Genomic DNA, 20,033 nt, shown 5'->3' with positions numbered 1-20,033 from the left:
ATAGGTCACATTCCGAGGCTGCTCTGCTTCACGCCCAATCAACAATGCTATTGTTCGCAACTTCCGCGGAAAATTTCATCCGTATGTGGAGGGATGTAGCCTAGGATAGAGGCGAAAACGCTCTCTACTCCACGAGCCCCATCCATGGCAATCATCAATGTGGGCTGTCGGCTGAACTATCAGGTTCGGTCACCAGCCGTCTTTCTCCTGAACCTTTCGGTTTGCCGCAATTCGCACCAAAGCGTGACGGATGAAAAATTGGAGGTTCGCCCCTTCCAACCAGCCGAGGAATGCGAAGTCGGTCCGCTTGGAAATCGAATCGTACGCATCAATGCTCCGGTGGGTGAGTTGATGATCAGTTATCAAGCGACGGTGGAACTGCACGGGGATGTTGTCGATTCGACAAACGTGTGCGAAACCAACTACGAGCAATTGCCTGCCGACGTGCTCTCGTATCTTAACCCCAGTCGCTATTGCGAGTCGGACAAGCTCTACCGCTTTGCGTTTGAAGAATTCGGTCAGTTGTTGCGAGGGTACTCGCGTGTGACCGCGATTTGCAATTGGACCTACGAACAACTGTCCTACACACCCGGCAGCACAACCGCCACAACCACCGCGTGTGATGTGCTGTTGCAACGGACTGGAGTGTGCCGGGATTATGCTCACGTCGCGATCAGCCTATGTCGTGCGATGGGGATCCCCGCTCGGTATGTTTCCGGATATGCCGTTAATCTACAACCGCCTGACTTTCATGGCTTCTTTGAAGCCTATCTAGATAAACGCTGGTTTCTGTTCGACGCCACACGATTGGCACCCGTCGGTGGTTTCGTTCGGATTGGTACCGGACGCGACGCCGCTGATGTTGCATTCGCCACGATTCGCGGCGAGGCGGAAAGCACGGGCGTCGGCGTTTGGGCTACTCGTGCAAACTTGAACGAAGAAGGTTCGGATGCTGACGATGTCCAAACGGGCGTGAGTTCAGCGTAGGTTCGATGGATCCTCGCCGCGGAAACCGGGCTAGTCAGAAACTTTCGATGCTGGAGTTCGACGATGCAATTCCGGATGAACCGAACAACCATTTGAGATTGCGTCGCTGTACAAGCGTGTTAGGCTGCGCTGTTGGCCTGCGTGAAATCGCCTCTCTGGTAACAAGACGACTTCTCATCGAACTCGGTGAGCGGTCCTCGAGGTTCACAAATCGCTGTTTGTTTTGGTCAAAGACTCTCTTTGACAGACAAACCGCACCAGGCCTCGTCCTCGCCCAAGGAGGCGATCATGGTAGCTGCACTTGCCAAGACACCGAAATACATTCTGAAGGATGGCTCTCAACCGGCCAGTCCAAATTTGTTGGACGCCACGTCGAAGGGTGAAATCAAGGTGATCTTCGGGTTTTCCGACAAACCCGAATACGATCAATTCCAAGCGGCCAGCCAGTCTGCACTGACACCGTATCCGTTGGTGAAGGGCTATCTCGTCAATCAAATCGACGCGGTAAACGACACATTGAAGCTCATCGTGCTCGATGCCTCGTCGCCAGAACAGCAAACACTGCGTGCGGCCAGTTTCGAAGCAGTCCTGGAAGCTTTCCAAAGCAAGGCCGACAGCGTCATCGTGTCACATGAACTGGTCCGAGATGATTCAGCGACCACTTATTGTGTTCAAGTATTGACGAACGAGACGACCGAAACGCTGCCAACTTGAGTTGGAATTAGCAGTACGATCTCCTTAAGAACAGTGGCACTTGCCGCGGTGCAACACTGGTGGGTCACTCCAACCTAAATGGCGTGAACATTGATGACACGTTCAAGAGTGGATGCATGCCTCAACCTGATGACCTCATAGCCTCACTCGACGAGCGTCTAGCCGAGCGTACTCGATTGATTCATCGCGGTGATGTTCCTGCTGAAGGCGAGTTCGTTTTGTACTGGATGCGGACAGCCCTGCGAGCGCACGACAATCCTGCGTTGAACGTGGCGACGGAGACCGCGAACCGCCTGGGGTTACCGCTGCTGGTCTATCAAGGTCTTTCGGAACGGGGACCGTTCGCATCGGATCGACATCACACCTTTATTCTACAAGGTGCACGTGATGTGCAGGAAGAGTTGGTCGCGCTGAATACTCGCTATTGTCTGCATGTGGAGCGTCGATCGCATCGTGGGCCGCATCTAAAAACGCTTGCCAATCGAGCGGCAGCGGTCGTCACCGAAGACATGCCTGTCGATCCGCTGCGTCGCTGGACCGAGGCTCTTTGCCGAGGATTGAAGTGCAGCGTGTTGGCGGTGGACACGGCGTGCGTTGTTCCCATGCAGTTAGTCGGCGAAAGCTACGACCGGGCATTCGCGTTTCGAGATGCGACGAAACAACTCTTCGCGGACCGAGTCAATGCCGAGCCACTCAAACACATTCCAGTGGAAATCGACTTTCCATCAGGATTCAATCTCCCGTTTGAACCAATAAATTTGCAACAAGTCGAAGTTGCAGACCTGATTCGCCAATGGGAAATCGACCATTCAGTTGGCCCGGTCCAGGACACGACCGGCGGATCTAAAGCGGGATACCAACGATGGAATGCGTTCAAAGAGAACCGGCTTTCAGAATACGATCAGCTTCGCAATGATCCTTTGGAAGACGGTGCAAGCCGGATGTCATCCTATTTGCACTACGGCATGGTTTCACCGATGCGTCTTGCTCGCGAGGCCGCAGCGATCGATTCAAAGGGAGCAGCGAAGTATCTGGATGAATTACTAATTTGGAGAGAACTTGCTTACTCGTTTTGCCAGTATCGCAGTGATCACAACCGGACTTCAGCGTTGCCAGATTGGGCGATCGCTACCTTGTCGGAACACGAGTCCGATCCGCGTCCTGTGTTGTTATCTTGGGAGCGGATGGCACGAGGGAAAACTGGCGACTCGCTTTGGGATTCGGCCCAGCGTTCTTTGCTAATCCATGGGGAACTCCACAACAACGTGCGTATGACGTGGGGCAAAGCGATCTTGAACTGGACGCCCAACGCGAAGGACGCTCTCCAGCGATTGATCGATTTGAACCATCGGTACGCATTGGATGGACGAGACCCCGCTTCCTTTGGTGGCATTCTGTGGTGTTTGGGCCAATTCGATCGTCCGTTCAAACCTGAGCAACCAGTCTTCGGATCGGTGCGGACTCGCCCCACGGAACAACACCTTAAACGCCTCGATCCCGACGCCTATCGTCAAATGGTCACTCGCCCACTGACTGATCCAATGCCGTCAATCGCAGTGATCGGTGCCGGACTTTCCGGTCTAGCATGCGCAAGAACACTGCAAGACCACGGTTTCAAGGTTACCGTTTTCGAAAAAAGTCGCGGCGTGGGCGGTCGAATGTCGACACGGCGTGTGGGCGATACGCTGCGTTTTGATCACGGTGCTCAATACTTCACAGCCCGCGATCGTCATTTCAGACGCTACGTTCAATCTTGGACACACGACGGTTTCGTTGAGCCATGGAAAGGTCGCATCGTTGCACTTGAGAACGGTTCGATCGTCGACGAAAAAGGCGGAACGGATCGATTCGTCGCCCTCCCCGGCATGAACGCGATCGCGAAACACTTCGCCACGGACTTGAACATTCAACTGAAAATTCGGGTGAGCCCTCCGAAACGCAACGGCGACATATGGTGTCTTGAGGCTGACGACGGATCAAAACTGGGACAATTTGATGTTGTCTTAGTATCTGCCCCTGCTCCCCAGGCGACTGAGTTGTTAGCGGATTCGCCGCATCTAGCTCAGCAAGCGGCAAACGCCGAGATGACCGGGTGTTGGGCTGTGATGCTCGCACTTGAGGAACGCCTACCGGTCGACTTCGATGCTGCATTCGTGGATCAATCCGCATTGTCTTGGATATCTCTGAATGGCAGTAAACCGGGGCGTGGTCGTGACCTTCAGGCATGGACTCTGCACGGAAGCCCAGAGTGGTCTCAACAACACCTAGAAGATTCCCCGGAAAAGATCGAACAGCAGTTGGTGTCGGAATTCTGGAAAGCGATTGGCGTGCAACCGCGTCCGCACGACTATGTCAAAGGTCACCTCTGGCGATACGCATTGCCGTCGAAGCCACTTTCCGCCCGCTGTCTATTTGATCCCGATACACGCATGGGAGCGTGTGGTGATTGGTGTGGCGGTCCTCGCGTCGAGGGAGCATTTCTAAGCGGGATGGCTCTGGCTGGTGAAGTGATGGGACTGAAACTTCCACTGCAGTGAATCTACCGCTGGGGCGTCAAGGCGAGTGTCGGACTTCGAGATCCCCTCTACTCCGAGTGTCGTAACTACTTTGACTTAACCGCAGGCCGTAATAGTCAGCAAGGCGGCTTACTGCAATTGTTCCAGGAACGCTTCCGCTGCATCGAGGTGGCCATCGCGTTTTCCAGGATCCATCTTCTTTGCCATGCTGCACATCATCGCCCAACGCGGATTCTTCTCAAGCTGGTCGGTGTGGTTCCAGATCCAACGCCAATAAAGTCCATCCCAAACATCGCACCACGGCCCCCGTTTGTAATGGCTCATCTTGCGAACGTACGACGAACCCGAAAAGTAGGGCTTCGTCGTAATGGATCCACCGTCTGCGTTCTGACTCATTGCATATACATTAGGCACCATCACCCAATCGTAGCTATCGACAAACATCTCCATAAACCAAAGATAGATGTCATCCGGATCAATCTCACATAAGAACATGAACCCACCAAGCACCATCAGTCGCTCGATGTGATGACAGTAGCCGGTTTCTAGAATGCGGCGAATTGTGTCGTCAATCGGGACGATCCCAGTCGTAGCGTCATAAAAGCAACTGGGCATCGGTCGATGGTGTCGCCAATGATTGGTCGTCCGCATCGCAACGCCAAGGTCTTGATAGGTCGCCCGCATGAACTCACGCCAGCCGATGATCTGACGAATGAATCCTTCCAACGAGTTCAGCGGGATATCGTTGTCTTTTGCATAACGAAGAGATTTCTCAACAACCTCTTCAGGGGTGAGCAACCCGATGTTCAATGAAGGCGTAAGGACGCTGTGCCACAGCCAAGATTCACCTTCGACGATCGCGTCTTCGTAATCGCCAAAGCGGTCAAACCGTGTCTTCAAAAAACGCTGCAGCCATTCGCGTGCGGCATCGTGAGACGTTGGGTAGTAAAGGTTTTCTAACGATCCTGGATTGTCGGCGAAACGGTCTTGGACGTACGACTTCGCGGCAAAATCGATCGTATCGTGCTCAGGTTTATCGAGAGTGGGGATAGACGACAAGTTTTTCTTGGGCACCTTTTTCCGATTGTCCTCGTCGAAGCTCCATTGATCGCCCTGTGGTTCGTCGCCATCCATCAAGATGTCCAGTCGGCGACGTTGCCACTTGTAGAAATCCGCCATGAACCAGCGACTCTTCCCATCACGATACTCTTCGTTTTCAGCTCTCGAATTGATGAAGCCTGGATTAGGAAGCATCTGCAATTCGCATCCAAATTCCGCAGCCACTCGCTTGAGCCGCTTTTCAAATATGAAATCCGTTGGATCGATCACACACATTGTTTCCGAAGTAGCCCCGCTAAGATCGATCGTTTTGGCCAATTGGTCTTTCAAGCGAGGTTTGTCGGCGTCGTATTCTAGATAAGCGACATTGAATCCTTGATCCAGCAGCTTCCGTTCGTAGCGTTTCATCGTGGCCCGATGAAGCCAAAGCTTTTGCTGATGCGGCCGCATCGGATATTGAGGGTCGCCGAAGAACAGCGAGTCTTCCAATATGATCACCTTGCTCGGATTTTCGTTTAGCCCCGGATGCTCATCGAATAGCTGGTTCGGCAGGATAAGCAATATCAAGTTTCAAACTCGCAAAGTGACTGACAAGACTTCAATTATCATCCAAACCGCCAGTACGCCTCGCGCGGTCCACGCTATCGTGCGAATCCAATTCGAACGCACTAATCGACAGTGAATCCCTGCTTCAAAGCCGTTGAGCAGCTTGGTGTGGCATGGAACCTGTAGAGCCGCCGTGGAGAGCCAAATCAATCCAACCAAAACAATTCCAACGACGATGAGCGTGCTGCTGACACCGGGCGGCGGGTACCAAACCAAAAGCAACGCACTTACTGCTTCAGCCAACATAGGCGGCCCAACCACAAAGGTGACCAGGAATTGATGACGGCGTTGGTAGGCTATGAATTTTTCAGTTCCGACACCATTGAACATCGGATAATGAACGATCTGGATCGTCCAAATCAACCCAATCATGAATAGCGTGGCGACCATGTTCAAAATCAACAACAGAATCGACAGTGGCATTCTTTGCCTCGTTGCTGATTGAGAAAAAGGAAGTTTAAAACGTGAACGAGCAGCGAATGGGGCTGTGCTGTAGGTAAGATTTTAGTGCATCGTCAAGGGATCGTGTGCGGCCCGGCATTAGGCAAAAGCGTGCCTTGCACTTTTCATCTCGCTAAGGTTTCACGACAGCTTCACCACCAATCCCTGCATGCACTTTGTGTGAGCCAATGCGATTCACTATCGAAGAAATTGAACTCGCCAAATCACTTCGCGAACACGGATTGGCATGGGAACCTTCGGCGGGCGATTTCGTCTTCGACGAAACGGGGTTTTGCACGCAAGAATCGCCCTTTCAACCGGGCGTCTATTTCATCCTGAACTATTCGTACTTCATGCGTATCGTCGGTGGCGTTGAACGCTTCAAGGAAATCATGGTTTGGATTCCCACATGGGAACAACTCCGCGAAGTGCTCCGCAAAGCTGGCGTCTCAGACAGCGAGGTTGCCCAACATCTCGCCGAACAACAGGCGATTGAGAGGGGAGCCGAACGCCTCGTTCTCTATCGACTGGTGAAATCCATTTACTCTGAAACGGCTCTTGCCAACCGCGCCACTCGTTAAAGATCGGTCATTCCATGAGTCAGAAACAATACGTCATCGTCGGTGGGAGCCACGGCATCGGACTGGCAATCGTTCAGCGACTGCTTGCCAACGGATCGTTGATCACGGTAATCTCCCGATCCAACGATGAGCTCGCCGGATTAGCTGGCGTGACTCATGTACAGGCAGACGTTTTGACCGACGATATTGATCCGTCAACACTGCCGAAGTCAATTGACGGTCTCGCGTACTGTCCCGGTTCGATTAATCTGCTGCCGATTCGCGGGTTGAAAGCTGACACGATGATTGCCGATTTCGAGCTGAACGTGGTCGGCGCGGTCAAGTGCCTGCAGGCCGCTCTTCCAGCGATGAAAGCGGCTGATGCATCATCGATGGTGATGTTCAGCACGGTAGCGGTATCACAGGGTCTGCCGATGCACGCTTCCGTCGCATCCGCGAAGGGCGCGGTCGAGGGACTCACTCGATCGCTTGCTGCGGAACTGGCTCCGAAGATCCGCGTGAACGGTATCGCACCTTCGTTGACCGACACGCCGTTGGCGGAACGATTGCTGTCGAGCGATCAGAAACGCACTGCCATGGCGGAGCGTCATCCACTGAAAAGAATCGGTCTGGCTGACGATGTTGCAGCCATGTCTGAATTCTTGTTGACCGACGTGTCCGGCTGGATCACCGGCCAAGTGATCGGTGTCGACGGCGGCATGTCGACGGTTCGCAACTGAAACAGCCTCACGCCGCGAATGCTCCCGTTCAGCCAAGCTCGGCGTATTCCCAGACGGATTTACTTCTTACGAGCTTGATACCAAATATTTTCGGGAACAGGGCCCTTTTTTGTAGGTTCATGTTCGTCGGGATCCGACTCCCGTTGTCGGTGTCGTTCATCGTAGCTGATCGAATTCGCGTACAACCGCTCGACTTTGGTTCGAGCCCAATCCGTTTTGCGTAGAAACTTCAAACTGCTCTTAACGCTTGGTTCGTGATTGAAACAATGGATCCGGATGCGATCGCCCAGTTCCTCCCAACCGTATTCCGCGACCAAATAGTTCAGCATGGACTCAAGGGTGACGCCGTGCAGCGGATTGTTCGGTTGGGTTGGTTTCATAGGAGCAGTCTAGACTGAAATCCTTCAGCAATCGGGCAAGAGAGAGGGCGTGGCAAATTCACGCGAACGGAGCGATCGTTAGAACGACGACGTTTTGCGTTACGCCTTCACTTCGAAAATGGCTTCAATTTCAACAGCCATACCACCTGGCAAAGACGTAGCCCCAACGGCACTTCGTGCGGCGATACCCGCATCTTCGCCGAACACGTCTCGGAACAGTTCACTGCAACCGTTGATAACGGCTGGTTGTGCATCGAATGCATCGGTGCACTGAACTAAACCGAACAGTTTGACCAATCGAACGACTTGGTCGATCGATCCCAAGTGTTGTTGCAGCGTGGCCAAGATCGCCAATCCGGTCTGACGTGCAGCCGCATAACCAGCTTCGCTATCCATGTCTTTGCCGATCCGGCCGGTGATGATCGTTTTGTCACTCTTCAGCGGGCCATGCCCCGACAAATAGACCAAGTTACCAACCTGTACGATCGGCTTGTACACGCCTACCGGTTTCGGGGCAGGCGGAAGTTCGAGTCCAAGCTCAGTGATTTTTGCGTCAAACACGGTCACGTATCCTTTGAGGTGGCCATGAACTCAGCTAGGAATTCACTAGGCCAGAAATTGATTTGCGTTGGGAATACGGAAGTCCACCAATGAGATCGTCTGATCGCCTCGGCTTATCCAAATGTCACGATAGGTTGTGCTGCCCGGATCGTACTGCGTCGGCAGATGCATTTGCACCCGGTAGGCGCCAACTTCACCGATGTTGTCGAACTTGTAGTTGCCGTTCGAATCGGTTCGGCTAGTCCCCAGGTAGTCACCTTGGGCATTGTAAAGATTGATCGCAATGTCGACCATCGGGAACCCAAGTTGCCCGGCATCGGGCGAACCGGCGAAGACTTGCCCCTGAACGCCCGATTGCATGAAGAACACGTCGTTCTGGATATTCTTGATCGAGCTATTCCGTCGAATAATATCCGAAAGCCGCGTTTGGTTGACCTGATCGACCAACTGTGATGGCAACGCGTTTTCGTACCACAAAGAGTCGCCTTGGCGTGTCCGCTGAAATTGTTCGGCGATGATCGTGCCTACCAACTCGCCTACGGAGCTACCCGGTGCGTGATCTTCCGCCAGTCCCCCCACCCACAAATCAATGTTGTCGACTGATCCATACAACGACCCTAGTTTCTGTTGCAGCTCAACGTCGGATGTGATCTGGTCAAAACTTGAAACACGGGCCAAACCGTATGCTTCTCGAGTCGTGTTGTAATCAGCCAATCCATGATCACGTCCGCGTGTGATGTTCAGCGAAGCCAAGTCCAGTCCGCCTGACCCTGGTGCGCCGAACAGGAAGTTTCGCAGGCTACTGATGATTCGTGTGTCGACTTCTTGAGCCTGAATCGAGGTGATGAACTTGAGCGAAGTGTCGATCCCCTCGGCATCGATAATCGATGGATTGAAGAACGCTTCGGCTAACGTGATCGCTGGACTGACTTCCTCCCCACCGTTGCCAATGAACTTGATTTCGTTATTGATCAGCGTGTGGCCCATCCGGTAGGCAGCACTGGAAAACTCAGTCGCGATGCCTGGATTCACTGTCGCGTCGTATCCGGCGTACTGCGAAATCGCGTTATCACCCAGCAACGCTGGCAGGAATTCATTGAAGGTGATCGCCTGGATCTCTGCGATCACTATTTGACGTGCTTCTTGATAGATCTGCTCGTCATTCCATTGCGGATTCAGTTGGGCAAGTAAGCCCGCTTGATAGTTGTGCTCTCTCATAAAGAGCGTGTGCATCGATGTAAGATTCGTGTTCTCGTCCGCGCGGATGTCTCCGGCGTCAGAGCTTCCGTCGACGTTCTTAGGCAACAGGTCACCGATGCTGGACTTCAATCTTCCGCCGCTAAACTCGCGAAGCTGCGCGTTCACTTCCACGCTGGAACCGTACACCATCGACCCGTCAATGAATGCAGTGATCGCATTGGCGTGCTGCCTTGGGTTGCTCGAATCGGTTCCCGTCCCGGAGATGAATTCCGACCGCATCATGGTCATCGTCGCGGTACCGGTTCCCGCCGGATCAAAGTAGGGATCGCCCGTTGGAACTGGAATGGCAATCGCTTCACCTCCGCTTGGCGGTGGTTCGGTAAGGTCCATGTCATGGTCGATGAACTGTCCCCAAACGTGAACGACCGCAGACATCCCCCGAGAATTGCCGAACTCATACTCACCAGCCTCCGCCAAGACGTTGCTGATCTCGCGAGCACTCGGACGGTTTTCCCCAGCGGGAGACGAAACGCCGTCGCTATATTGCGAGGGAGCGACTCGAATTAACTCCGCCCAAGCGGCACCCCAACCAGGCTGCGCGGCGTTGTTGCCAAAGCCATCGAGGTTCCGGTAGTCCGGTCCCTGGGCATCGCGGGAATAGCGGAAGTATCCGTTGGCATGTAGAGTTTCACTTTGCCGGAAACCTGGTGAAACGCCGTCTTCGGCTTTCCAGGTCCCGGTCGAAAAAGTACTTGCCGATTCAGATTGATAGGCGACTCCATCAATCGAAATCTGCTCAATGGTGAGATTGCGGTCCGTCTGACCAGCGACGTACAGGTCGTTGGTGAATTCCACACGCACCTGTTCGGCGGTCACCAACCGTTCGGTTTGAAACGTATAGGTCTGGAAGCTGCCCGCGTTCGGATCACCGCCAACGTTTTCCCAGTCCGCGACAGCATCGCCATCGATCCACAAACGCATTGACTCCGTTCCGGTTGCACCAGCAGCATCAATTTGAATCGTGCTTTGACTCCCAACCGGATTTTGGAATTCGAAGTAGCCGTTTGCGTGAAGCGTTTCGCTTTGCACGTTCCCCGGCTCGACGCCAATCCCTTCACGCCAAGTGCCAGTTGAAAAGACCGAAGCATCTTCGGTTTCAAGGGTGGTAGAGCCGATCGTCATCCGATCGATGAACAAGTTCCGGTCGGTCACGCCAGCGACAAACAAGTCGTTGGTGAAGACGACTTGGATCCTTTGCACGTGGTCATTGATCGGCCCGTCGTAGGTGAACGCTTGGAACTCACGGTTTTCCAAACTGCCACCAATATTGGACCATGACGCAACCGTGTTCCCGTCGATCCGGAGCTCCATGTTCTCTTCGCCAGTTTGACCGGCTGCGTGAATCGTGATCGGCAACACACCAGCGTATTGTTCGAGAGTGTCGCGTCGAGCGACCAGCGAAGATTCAATTGCACCGATCCGGGTTTCCAAAACCCAGTCACCACCGCGGCTCGCAGCCCCGGTGCGGTCATCTGAAGCCGCCACATCAGCGCCGGTTAACTGGGCCAAGGTTGATACGAATTGAAGCCCGACGGACGAGGCTGTGACGTTGCATCCGTAGAGCATAATATCAGCGTTCGGTGCGAGCGATTTTCCCCACTGGGATATTGCGACTGCGTTTTCGGACAGGGTACCCGCGTGGATGGTTTGGTTGCCAAGTTGTATTTGGCCGTCGGCACCATGTGAAAGAATGTGTACCGTTTTTACACCGCGATGGTTCGCCAAAGTTTGCGTTACCTGCGACAGACCATCTTCGTCAGAAGAAAGCAGAACGAGTTTGCTGGATTGGGGAATGCCAGCCAAAAGCGTCTCGGAGTCGGGCACACTAGGATCAATGAACACGATGTTCTCGACGACACTTTGCATGTCGTCTGAAAGTCGGGAAGCAGCCGCGCTTACTTCGTCCAGCGAAGAACTGTCGCTCGAAATCTCGGTTCCGCTAATGGCGACATCCATGGCCGGGGCGACGTCGCCCGCCAACATTAAACGCGGTTCGAGTGGCGAGGGAGCCGAAAAGCCAGCTCGTGCCGCGGCAACTCCGCGACCAGGTTTTGAGGAGAAAAGACGCCTACGACTGGGTTCACACGAAGGCATGATTCGGCCTGTACTGATGGGGGGTGGGTTTCTTCGCCCGACGTTAATCCGCCCCCATCCTCAATCAATTCCAAATCCGTGTAAACTCCCGAATTTTCTGGCCAATTGGCACTCGCCAGATCACCAGCGAGGCGTTTGCCCCGTCTTGCAAATCTGGCCAGCCGTCACGGCAGGATTTTGTCCTCTGCCGAGCTAGCGATCGCACCCTCCGGTTCGGAAAAAACTCCGTCTCGACGTGAGGTCTAGTAAACGTCTCGGTGATAGCGACCGTCGGCAGCCAATTGTTTGATGAACGCTTTGGCTTGTTCGTCGCTCATGTTCCCGTGCTCCGCAGCGATATCGTGGAGGGCGCGGTCGACGTCTTTGGCCATCCGAGATGCATCCCCACATACATAGAAACTACCGCCCTCGGACAACCACTTCCAAAGTTCGGCACCGTTTTGACGCATCCGATCTTGAACGTAAACCTTGGTGTCCCCGTCTCGACTGAATGCGGTGTCTAAACGCGTGAGTACGCCATCGGCTTGATACTGGCGTAGGTCTTCTTCATACAAGAAATCATACGCTTCGTGCTGGTCGCCGAAGAACAACCAATTCTTTCCGGTCGCTTTGGATACGGCGCGTTCTTGCAAGAACGAAACGAATGGCGCGATTCCTGTTCCCGGACCGACCATGATGACTGGCTTGCTGGTGTCATTGGGCACCGTGAAACCGGCGTGATTGGGTTGCACAAAGACTCGCACGGTCTCTCCCGTAGCGATGCGATCGGACAACATCGTGCTGGCAACACCCTTCCGCACGCGGCCTTCGCGTTCGTAGACGACCTTACCAACCGTCAAGTGAACCTGATCCCCAACGTGATTCATGCTACTTGCGATCGAATAAAGTCGCGGGTTGAGTGGTTCGAGTGTTTCAATCACTTCGGTCGCCGTCACCGTCGCTCCCTTGGCGACCTCGAAGACGTCCAACACATCAAACCCATCCGGCACGCCGTCTTCTAACATCGTCTTCAGTGTTTCTTTCGCCGAATCGTCCGCGATCCGCTGCAACAACAATTCGATCAGCTCGTCGCTAGGATCTTTTAAACAGAAGTCCTGGCACAGTGCTTCAAGCAACGTTTTGCTTTCTCCCATCGGACTTTCAATCGTCACGTTAGCATCCGCGGCCATCGCGGCGATCAGCTTCTTCGCTAGATCACTGCAGTTCGTTGGATAAACACCCAAAGCATCACCAACGTTGTACTTTAAACCCGATCCGGTCAGGTCAATGACCACGTGACGAGTGTCTTTCGCGGATCCTTCCTTGTTCAGACCACGTGACTCCAGCAAAGTCGCCGTGTACGGATTTTGTCGCGACCATTGAGCCGCCTTCCCATTAGTCGATGCGCCATTGGCGTGTCCGTTGACAGCCGAGCCGTTGGTGTCGCCGTTTGCAGCGGGAGCGTCAGCAAGAATCTTTTTGATCATCTGCTTCGTCTCTTTGCCACCGGGGCTGCAGAGCGTCAGATTTTTCTCATCGCCATTGGCAATCGCTTCGCTGTACGATTGACAAAGGTAGCCGCACGATCCGCAATCCAGTTGAGCCATTGCCGCCATCAGCTTTCGCTCAACGGGCTTGCCTTCGGCTAGTTCCATACGATCGACGATGGGTAGCGCCGCGTCGTGCCACGGAAAATCTTCCTCTTCTTCCGGTTCAGCAATCGCGACACCGCCAGCGGCATCCGCGGCTGCTAAACCGAGCGTCATGGCGGCGGAAGCGTTGGCGTCCGATTGCACGCCTGTAAGACCGGCGAAGAAGCCATTGAGCCAGGCTCGTTGCTCTTCGTTAAACGGAGCTGTTTGAGGGATAAAGCTAGTCATGGTTGCTTACTGATTGCGGGGAAGAATGTGTCGTTTTAAAAGCTGGCCGAAGTAGGTTAGCCAGACGTACTTAAAGGTTCGGTTTGTCCTGAAGTCCGCGGCGGTCCACGTTGAATCAACGAAGCACCGCGGCCGGCCCGCTGTTCGACCTCGTAAGAACGAGTTCCTTTGGTTCGGCCACGACGACGTACAGTACAGCGAGTCATCAGACAGCCTCCTTGGCGAGAGTCAGGTCGCGTAGTTCGTCATCCGACATGCGACGAGCAAAAGCGACGAAGGTTTCATCACCTTGCCGCAGATCGAGATATCCCCCGATCAAGTTCACCATCAAAGCCGGAATGTCATCGAACACGACGGACTCCAAAAGTGGTCGTCCGATCCCTTGCCGGTCTCCCCAACCGCCTCCGACCATGATGTGATAGCCATCCACCATGTCGTCGCCTTGTTCGACTTGGCAAGCAATCAAACCAAGATCGCCGATGTAGTGTTGGGCACAACTGTGGTGGCAACCCGTCAAATGAATGTTGATCGGAACGTCCAATTCCAAACGCTCCTCCAAGACCGCGGCAAGCGTCATCGCGTTCGCTTTGGTATCGGCTCCGGCGTATTTGCATCCGGCACTGCCGGTACAGGCAACCAAGCCAGCTCGGAAGGAAGTTGCTCGGTAATCCAAGCCACAATCCAAAATTGCTTTTTGTACCGCTTCGATGTCCGCTTCTCGGATGCCAGGAAGGATCAGATTTTGCCAGACGGTCCAACGGACTTCGCCATTTCCGAACTCATCTGCGATCGCCGCTAAGGAGCGAGCCTGATCGCTGGTGATTCGGCCGACCGGCAAGACGACGCCCACGTAGAAACGGCCGGCCTGCTTTTGTGGATGAAAGCCGACATGGGCTTGGCGATCTTCGTGGGAAACACTCGATACACGGGAAGCATCCACCCGCCGTAAAGTTTTGCCCATTTGGGTTTCAACCGCTTCGATGAACTTGTCGAAGCCCCAGTCATCCAGAACATATTTTAAACGTGCCTTTTTGCGATCGGTGCGATCACCGCTCTTCACGAACACGCGGACGATGGCGCCAGCAACCGCGACGCATTCATCCGGTTTGAGCAGCACCCCGGTATCGCGAGCGAAATCTTTATGTCCAGTGATTCCGCCGAGTGTTAGTTGGAAGTAGACGCCGCTAGGTAGATCTTCGCTGGCGTTGTCTTCTGTAACTTGGACAGCTTTGAATCCGATGTCATTGGTGTCTTCCAACGAGGCAATTCGGCCACCGCCGTCGAAGGCGATGTTGAACTTTCGTGGCAATCCATACATCTCTCGGCTATTGAGAATGTAGTTATGCATTCGCTTAGCCAGCGGAATGGTTTCGATCAGCTCGTCGGGATCGATGCCGGATAAGCAACTTGCGGTGCAATTACGAATATTGTCGCCGCCCGATCCAAGACTGATCACGTCCAGTTCGCGAATCCCGTAAAGCATGTTTGCCGCTTGATCAGCGGGGATCTCGCGGAACTGCAAATTGGCTCGCGTGGTGACATCGAGGTAACCGCCAGCACTGCGATCAGCCAAGTCCGCCATGCCGCTCAATTGCCAAGCGTGCGAAAGACCGCCAGGGATCCGCAATCGCATCATGTAGGAATTTTGTGCAGGTGCAACATGGAACAAACCGTGAAACTTTTGCAGAAAGACGTCGGTTCCTTTTGGGAAGACCCCCGCGTCGCTCCAGCCGATGATTTCGTCCCACATGTCCAGCGGATTCTTCGCTTGTTTTGCTGCTTCTTCTTTGCAAAGCTTCTTACCCGCAGCGATCGTGTCGGCTTGAGCCTGTAAGGCGATCTTTTCCGGACCGACTGGCAAGGCTTTACCATCGACCTTCGTAGCCCCTGCACCCAAGCTCAACTGGGTTGTCTTCCCGCCCGCCACGTTGGACAAAACCGGCAATCCCGATACCGCTCGAGCCACGTCGGCGCCAAAGGTAAAGCCGCTCAGGTATTGCTTTTGCTCGTCAGAGAATGCTTCTGAATCGCTCATAGGGACTACTTGCTAGGTGGGGATTTTGGAGTGATTCGAACAGCGCAGTCCTTGTAACTGGGCTGACCACTGTGTGGATCGAAATGGGACAACGTCAATTGATTCGTATCGGCGTAGTGCATCGGGATGAAGGCTTGACCTCGACGGACCGTTGCCGTCACGCAAGCATTCGCCTCGATCTGTCCGCGTCGCGATTGAATGACGACCTTATCGCCGTGAACGATCTCCCATTCGTCTGCGTCGACCGGATTGATTTCCACATAAGCTTCCTGCGGGTACAACATTCCCAACACAGGACTTTGCTTGGTTCGTGTTTGGGTGTGCCACTGGCTCACCGTTCCCCTTCCAGTCAAAAGGATGACCGGGAAGTTGGGGGTGGGTGGTTCAGGGGCAGGTGTGATGTTGTCAAAGATCAGCTTGGCTTTGCCGTCTTCGTAATAGAAGCGACCGTCTTCAAAAAGTCGGCGTTGCTGAGGCGGATCAGCGGTACCGGTTTCTTCCGCGTCCGCTGCGGTCCATGGCCACTGGATTCCGCCACAACGGTCGATGTGGGCATAGCCATCGATACCGGTGATGTCGCAAGGTTGGCCTTGACTGGCCCTCTGCATAATTCGGAAGACTGCCTCCGGATCGGTCCATTCAGCGAACTGATCGCCAACGCCCCAATAGTGAGCGATTCCTCGTAGGATTTGGAAGTCGGAGAGCGCTTGGCCGGGAGCTCGGCGCACCTTTTTGAGCAAACCGTAACGCCGCTCGCTGTTAATGAACGTGCCTTCTTTTTCACCCCATCCAGCGGACGGCAATAACATGTCAGCATGCTGGGCGGTTTCGGTTGTGTGATACATGTCCTGCACGACCAGGAAGTCCAGCTTTCCGAACAACTCCTTCACATCGGTTTGGTCGATCCAACTGTGTGCCGGATTCGTTGCGATCACCCACAACGCTTTGATCTCTCCGTTGCGGACGCCTTCGATGATCCGATCGTATCGCCAACTGTTCGTTGAAGGGATGCATTCGGGATCGAATCCGAGAGCATCGGCAACCTTAACGCGGTCTTCCGCGAGATCAAAACGGTGATGACCAAGCAAGTTTGTCGTGCCGCTCCAAAGCCGCGAACCCATCGCGTTGCACTGTCCCGTGATGCTATTGGCACCTGTGCCTAGTCGACCAATATTGCCGGTAATAAGAGCGATGTTGATCATCGCTTGTGCGGTTCGCGTACCCTCGTAGCTCTGGTTCACGCCCATGGTCCACCACAGTGAAACCGACTTACGCGTGCCGATCGTATGGGCAACCTGTTCAACCGCACTGACCGAAACGCCGGCGGCGTGAGCGACGGTGTCGACATCGAACTTGCTAACGTGCTCGCACAATTCGTCAAATCCGGTCGTGTGCCCTTGGACGAACTGCGTATCGACGTACCCGTTATCGATCAGCAGTTTCGTGATCGCGTATAGCAAAGCCAGATCATTCTTGGGTCGGACCTGAAGATGCTGAGTCGCGGCCATCGCCGTTTCGGTGCGGCGTGGATCGATGACAATGATTTCGGGCGTATTCGGATTTCGCAGCACCCGTTCCCACATGATCGGATGACCGATGCATGGATTCGCACCGATGAACACTAAGCAATCGCTTTGCTCAAAGTCATCGTATGTGAAGGGCGGTGCGTCGAATCCAAATGATTCCTTGTACGCAGTCACGGCTGTCGCCATGCACTGACGTGTGTTCCCGTCGCCGTGGCGAATGCCCATCCCAAACCGAGTCAGAGCACCTAAGAACGCCATTTCCTCACAAGGAATTTGTCCTGTCGACAGAAATGCTACCGAGTCGGGACCATGCTGAGCTTGAACGTCGCGGATCTTGTTCACAAAGGTCGTGAACGCCTCTTCCCACTGAATCGGTTGCATGTTGCCACCTGCATCACGCAGCAACGGAGTCGTAGCACGATCTTCGGAATCTAAAACTCGTAGTGCTTCCCAACCTTTGGGACAAGCCATTCCCAGGTTGACCGGATATTGCGTTTCCGGCGTCAAGCCAATCGCCTCGCCATCTCGCAAGTGCAACCGCAAACCGCATCCGGTGGAGCAGTATCCACAGGTTGCCGTCGTGGTGGTATCGGCAGTCATCGACTCATGCGTCATGCCCAAGCCATGCTGGCCCGGTCGCAGCAAAAGCTCGCGTGTCATGGAACCGTTACGTCGCTGCAGCATCTCGGGCAGCTTGATCTTGGGCAACCCAAGACGTCCGGTGATGGAAGGATCTTCGGCAAGACTCATCGCAGTGTCCCCGGCATGCGGTCGTAAACAACACTCATGAAATACAACAGGCGTTCGAGCACTTCACCGCCGAGAAGGCAAACGCAAGAAAAGAAAATTGAGCTGGCGATCAGCCAACTCGATTGCGAAGCAAGACCGCCCATCGCAACCACGCAACTCGCAACACCGATCCATCCGCTGACCAATCGCAGCTTTCGCAAGGCGTCTAGCTCCCTCGTCATCAAACGATGGCTGCGACGATCGAGCTCATCACAAGATTCGGAAGTTAGTGTTTCATACATATGGAAGCGTCCTTCCCAAGACAGCTTCCAAGCGGCACTTAGCGCCGCGACTAGCAGAGTAGCTGTGACCAAGGTTGCTTCACTTCCGCCGAACCAGAGTGCACAAGCGGTCGACGCCGCACCGACCACGATCCCTGTGCCAAAGAACCGTGGAAGTGTTCGCGAGTAACGCCACAACTTCCGTTTGGTAGCGATGTAGATCATCGCACTGCTGTACAGTCCCGCGATTCCGAAAACGATCGATGCCGCAAGCAGAGCCGTAATGGCCCAATCCGGAACCATCACCCAATCCGGGATCCGGTTGGTAATCGCCTCGGGTGTGTAAGGAGCGACAACTGGCAACCACATCAACGCGACCGCTGCAGTCAAGGCGCCGGCATACTTCCCTAGGATCACAGCTTCCCGGCTTAGCCAAGATGTACGTAGTCCTAAGAAGATCCTCCAAGCTCGCAGCGGTTGGCCCAGATGCAGCGGAGCCAGATTCAAACCGACCATTGCAATTAGTAGTGCTGCAGTGGAATTAAGCCGTGTAGCTTCCCAAGCGACGGGTTCACCGCTCAGCCATCCGATAGCGGCCCAAACGCGTTCGATCAAGATCATCGAAACCGAAATCTGCGTAGCAACCAGCATGACCGCAAGCGGCCAATGACTTTCAGCAACCGGATCGATCGCGGCGTCTTGAGGGATCGCGTTGGCAAGGACGTCTCCGTGGCGACTGACGTATTGTGTTGTTGGTTTTGTGATTGAAGAAACCGGTGCTCCCGCAATAAGTCGATCGCTGATCGCGAATTCCTGGCCCGTCGACACCGTGCGAATCGCAATCGCCTCGTTGGGGCACGACTGCACACAAGCGGGAGCCTCTCCAACGCTAAGACGTTGGTGGCACATGTCACATTTGCGAACGATGCCCAACCGCTTGCTGTATTTTGGAACTTCGTACGGGCACATCATCGTGCAGTACTTGCAACCGATGCATTGATCGTCGAGATGCCGCACGATTCCTGTTGCCGGATCTTTGTCATAAGCCTTCACAGGACAACCGTTGAGGCAACCTGGATCTTCGCAATGGTGGCACGCGGCTGTAACGTGTTGCACGCCCGCAACCGACTCAGCTTTCATGGGAGCGATTGCGATTGGCAGCGCAGTATCGGTTTGAGAGCCTGTTGAATCGAGCGTGGCGTCATCTGCGGGAATCGGCTTGGCATCCAACTCGCCGATGGTTAGCGTGCCAACCTTACGCCAACTTTCGGTTTCTTCCAAACCGTTGAGAGTATGACACGCTACTACGCATGCCTTGCATCCGCTGCATGCGTCCAAATCGACTTCAAATGCATATTGTTGATCCGCTGAGGGAGGCGTCGCGGGCATCAAGCGACGATAGTAGACCGCTTGATCGGGGTCGTTGTCCGCTTCCTGATCTTCGACAAGCAGATCATCGTGCGAACGTGAGAATTGTTCGACTGCCGATAGAGTCTGCTGTTCTTCAAGCAACATGCCAACCAGATCAAACGTCCCATCGCTCGACGGCGTCATCGACAACGGAGAAACCGCTGTTTTCGCTACCGGTTGGTCGATGGTTGATAAACTGGACATATTTGCTGGTGATAAGATCGTTAAAGGTTCGTGCGAGCTGAAACGTGCACTCGGGTTCAGGCGTTGATTGA

General features: G+C 54.2%; 15 protein-coding genes. 5 read left to right on the top strand and 10 right to left on the bottom strand.

Annotation, left to right across the window (positions count from 1 at the left end; translation table 11 throughout):
• Positions 1-144 precede the first annotated feature (144 nt).
• The 3 genes from ACR3ZL_RS15035 (at position 145) to ACR3ZL_RS15025 (ending at position 4,238) form a co-directional block, all read left to right on the top strand.
• Entirely contained in the window at positions 145-987 is an 843-nt protein-coding gene (locus ACR3ZL_RS15035; protein ID WP_473652305.1) for a transglutaminase-like domain-containing protein, read from the top strand.
• A 288-nt stretch (positions 988-1,275) separates the two neighbouring features.
• A complete protein-coding gene (locus tag ACR3ZL_RS15030; protein ID WP_473652306.1) occupies positions 1,276-1,701 on the top strand; it encodes a hypothetical protein in 426 nt (141 codons plus the stop codon).
• 116 nt (positions 1,702-1,817) lie between these two features.
• Positions 1,818-4,238 (top strand): FAD-dependent oxidoreductase, encoded by a 2,421-nt coding sequence (locus ACR3ZL_RS15025; protein WP_473652307.1) that lies wholly within the window; start codon positions 1,818-1,820, stop codon positions 4,236-4,238.
• A 108-nt stretch (positions 4,239-4,346) separates the two neighbouring features.
• Here ACR3ZL_RS15025 and ACR3ZL_RS15020 read toward each other — a convergent pair whose 3' ends face one another.
• A complete protein-coding gene (locus ACR3ZL_RS15020; protein ID WP_473652308.1) occupies positions 4,347-5,843 on the bottom strand; it encodes a cryptochrome/photolyase family protein in 1,497 nt (498 codons plus the stop codon).
• Positions 5,844-5,846: 3 nt separating this feature from the next.
• Positions 5,847-6,305, bottom strand: a complete 459-nt coding sequence (locus ACR3ZL_RS15015) for a hypothetical protein (RefSeq protein WP_473652309.1) — start codon at positions 6,303-6,305, stop codon at positions 5,847-5,849.
• A 206-nt stretch (positions 6,306-6,511) separates the two neighbouring features.
• Here ACR3ZL_RS15015 and ACR3ZL_RS15010 point away from each other — a divergent pair, with 206 nt between their 5' ends.
• Positions 6,512-6,904: a hypothetical protein gene (locus tag ACR3ZL_RS15010; RefSeq protein WP_473652310.1), complete on the top strand. Its 393-nt coding sequence runs from the start codon at positions 6,512-6,514 to the stop codon at positions 6,902-6,904.
• A 14-nt stretch (positions 6,905-6,918) separates the two neighbouring features.
• The gene (locus ACR3ZL_RS15005) at positions 6,919-7,623 is read left to right on the top strand and encodes an SDR family NAD(P)-dependent oxidoreductase (RefSeq protein ID WP_473652311.1); all 705 of its coding nucleotides are present in this window, start codon (positions 6,919-6,921) and stop codon (positions 7,621-7,623) included.
• 59 nt (positions 7,624-7,682) lie between these two features.
• Here the strand turns inward: ACR3ZL_RS15005 and ACR3ZL_RS15000 are convergent, their stop codons facing one another.
• The 8 genes from ACR3ZL_RS15000 to ACR3ZL_RS14965 all read right to left on the bottom strand — a co-directional run bounded on the left by ACR3ZL_RS15000 (position 7,683) and on the right by ACR3ZL_RS14965 (position 19,962).
• Positions 7,683-8,003 (bottom strand): VF530 family protein, encoded by a 321-nt coding sequence (locus ACR3ZL_RS15000; RefSeq protein WP_473652312.1) that lies wholly within the window; start codon positions 8,001-8,003, stop codon positions 7,683-7,685.
• A gap of 99 nt (positions 8,004-8,102) precedes the next feature.
• Positions 8,103-8,564, bottom strand: coding sequence for a RidA family protein (locus tag ACR3ZL_RS14995; protein ID WP_473652313.1), 462 nt, complete (start codon positions 8,562-8,564; stop codon positions 8,103-8,105).
• A gap of 45 nt (positions 8,565-8,609) precedes the next feature.
• On the bottom strand, positions 8,610-11,918 hold the full coding sequence (locus ACR3ZL_RS14990) for a peroxidase family protein (RefSeq protein WP_486172736.1): 3,309 nt from the start codon (positions 11,916-11,918) through the stop codon (positions 8,610-8,612).
• A 242-nt stretch (positions 11,919-12,160) separates the two neighbouring features.
• A complete protein-coding gene (locus ACR3ZL_RS14985; RefSeq protein WP_486172735.1) occupies positions 12,161-13,777 on the bottom strand; it encodes a sulfite reductase subunit alpha in 1,617 nt (538 codons plus the stop codon).
• A gap of 56 nt (positions 13,778-13,833) precedes the next feature.
• Positions 13,834-13,983 (bottom strand): hypothetical protein, encoded by a 150-nt coding sequence (locus ACR3ZL_RS14980; protein WP_473652318.1) that lies wholly within the window; start codon positions 13,981-13,983, stop codon positions 13,834-13,836.
• Positions 13,983-15,812: a NirA family protein gene (locus ACR3ZL_RS14975; protein WP_473652319.1), complete on the bottom strand. Its 1,830-nt coding sequence runs from the start codon at positions 15,810-15,812 to the stop codon at positions 13,983-13,985. Before ACR3ZL_RS14975 ends, ACR3ZL_RS14980 begins: the two co-directional genes overlap by 1 nt.
• A 5-nt stretch (positions 15,813-15,817) precedes the next feature.
• Positions 15,818-18,088 (bottom strand): molybdopterin oxidoreductase family protein, encoded by a 2,271-nt coding sequence (locus ACR3ZL_RS14970; RefSeq protein ID WP_473652320.1) that lies wholly within the window; start codon positions 18,086-18,088, stop codon positions 15,818-15,820.
• Positions 18,085-19,962: a DmsC/YnfH family molybdoenzyme membrane anchor subunit gene (locus tag ACR3ZL_RS14965; protein ID WP_473652321.1), complete on the bottom strand. Its 1,878-nt coding sequence runs from the start codon at positions 19,960-19,962 to the stop codon at positions 18,085-18,087. The genes ACR3ZL_RS14970 and ACR3ZL_RS14965 overlap by 4 nt, the downstream gene beginning before the upstream one ends.
• Positions 19,963-20,033: the final 71 nt, after the last annotated feature.

Source organism: Rhodopirellula sp. J20-39 (assembly GCF_057365095.1).
The sequence above is the reverse complement of the archived record's forward strand: the minus strand, read 5'-3'. Positions and strand labels throughout refer to the sequence as shown.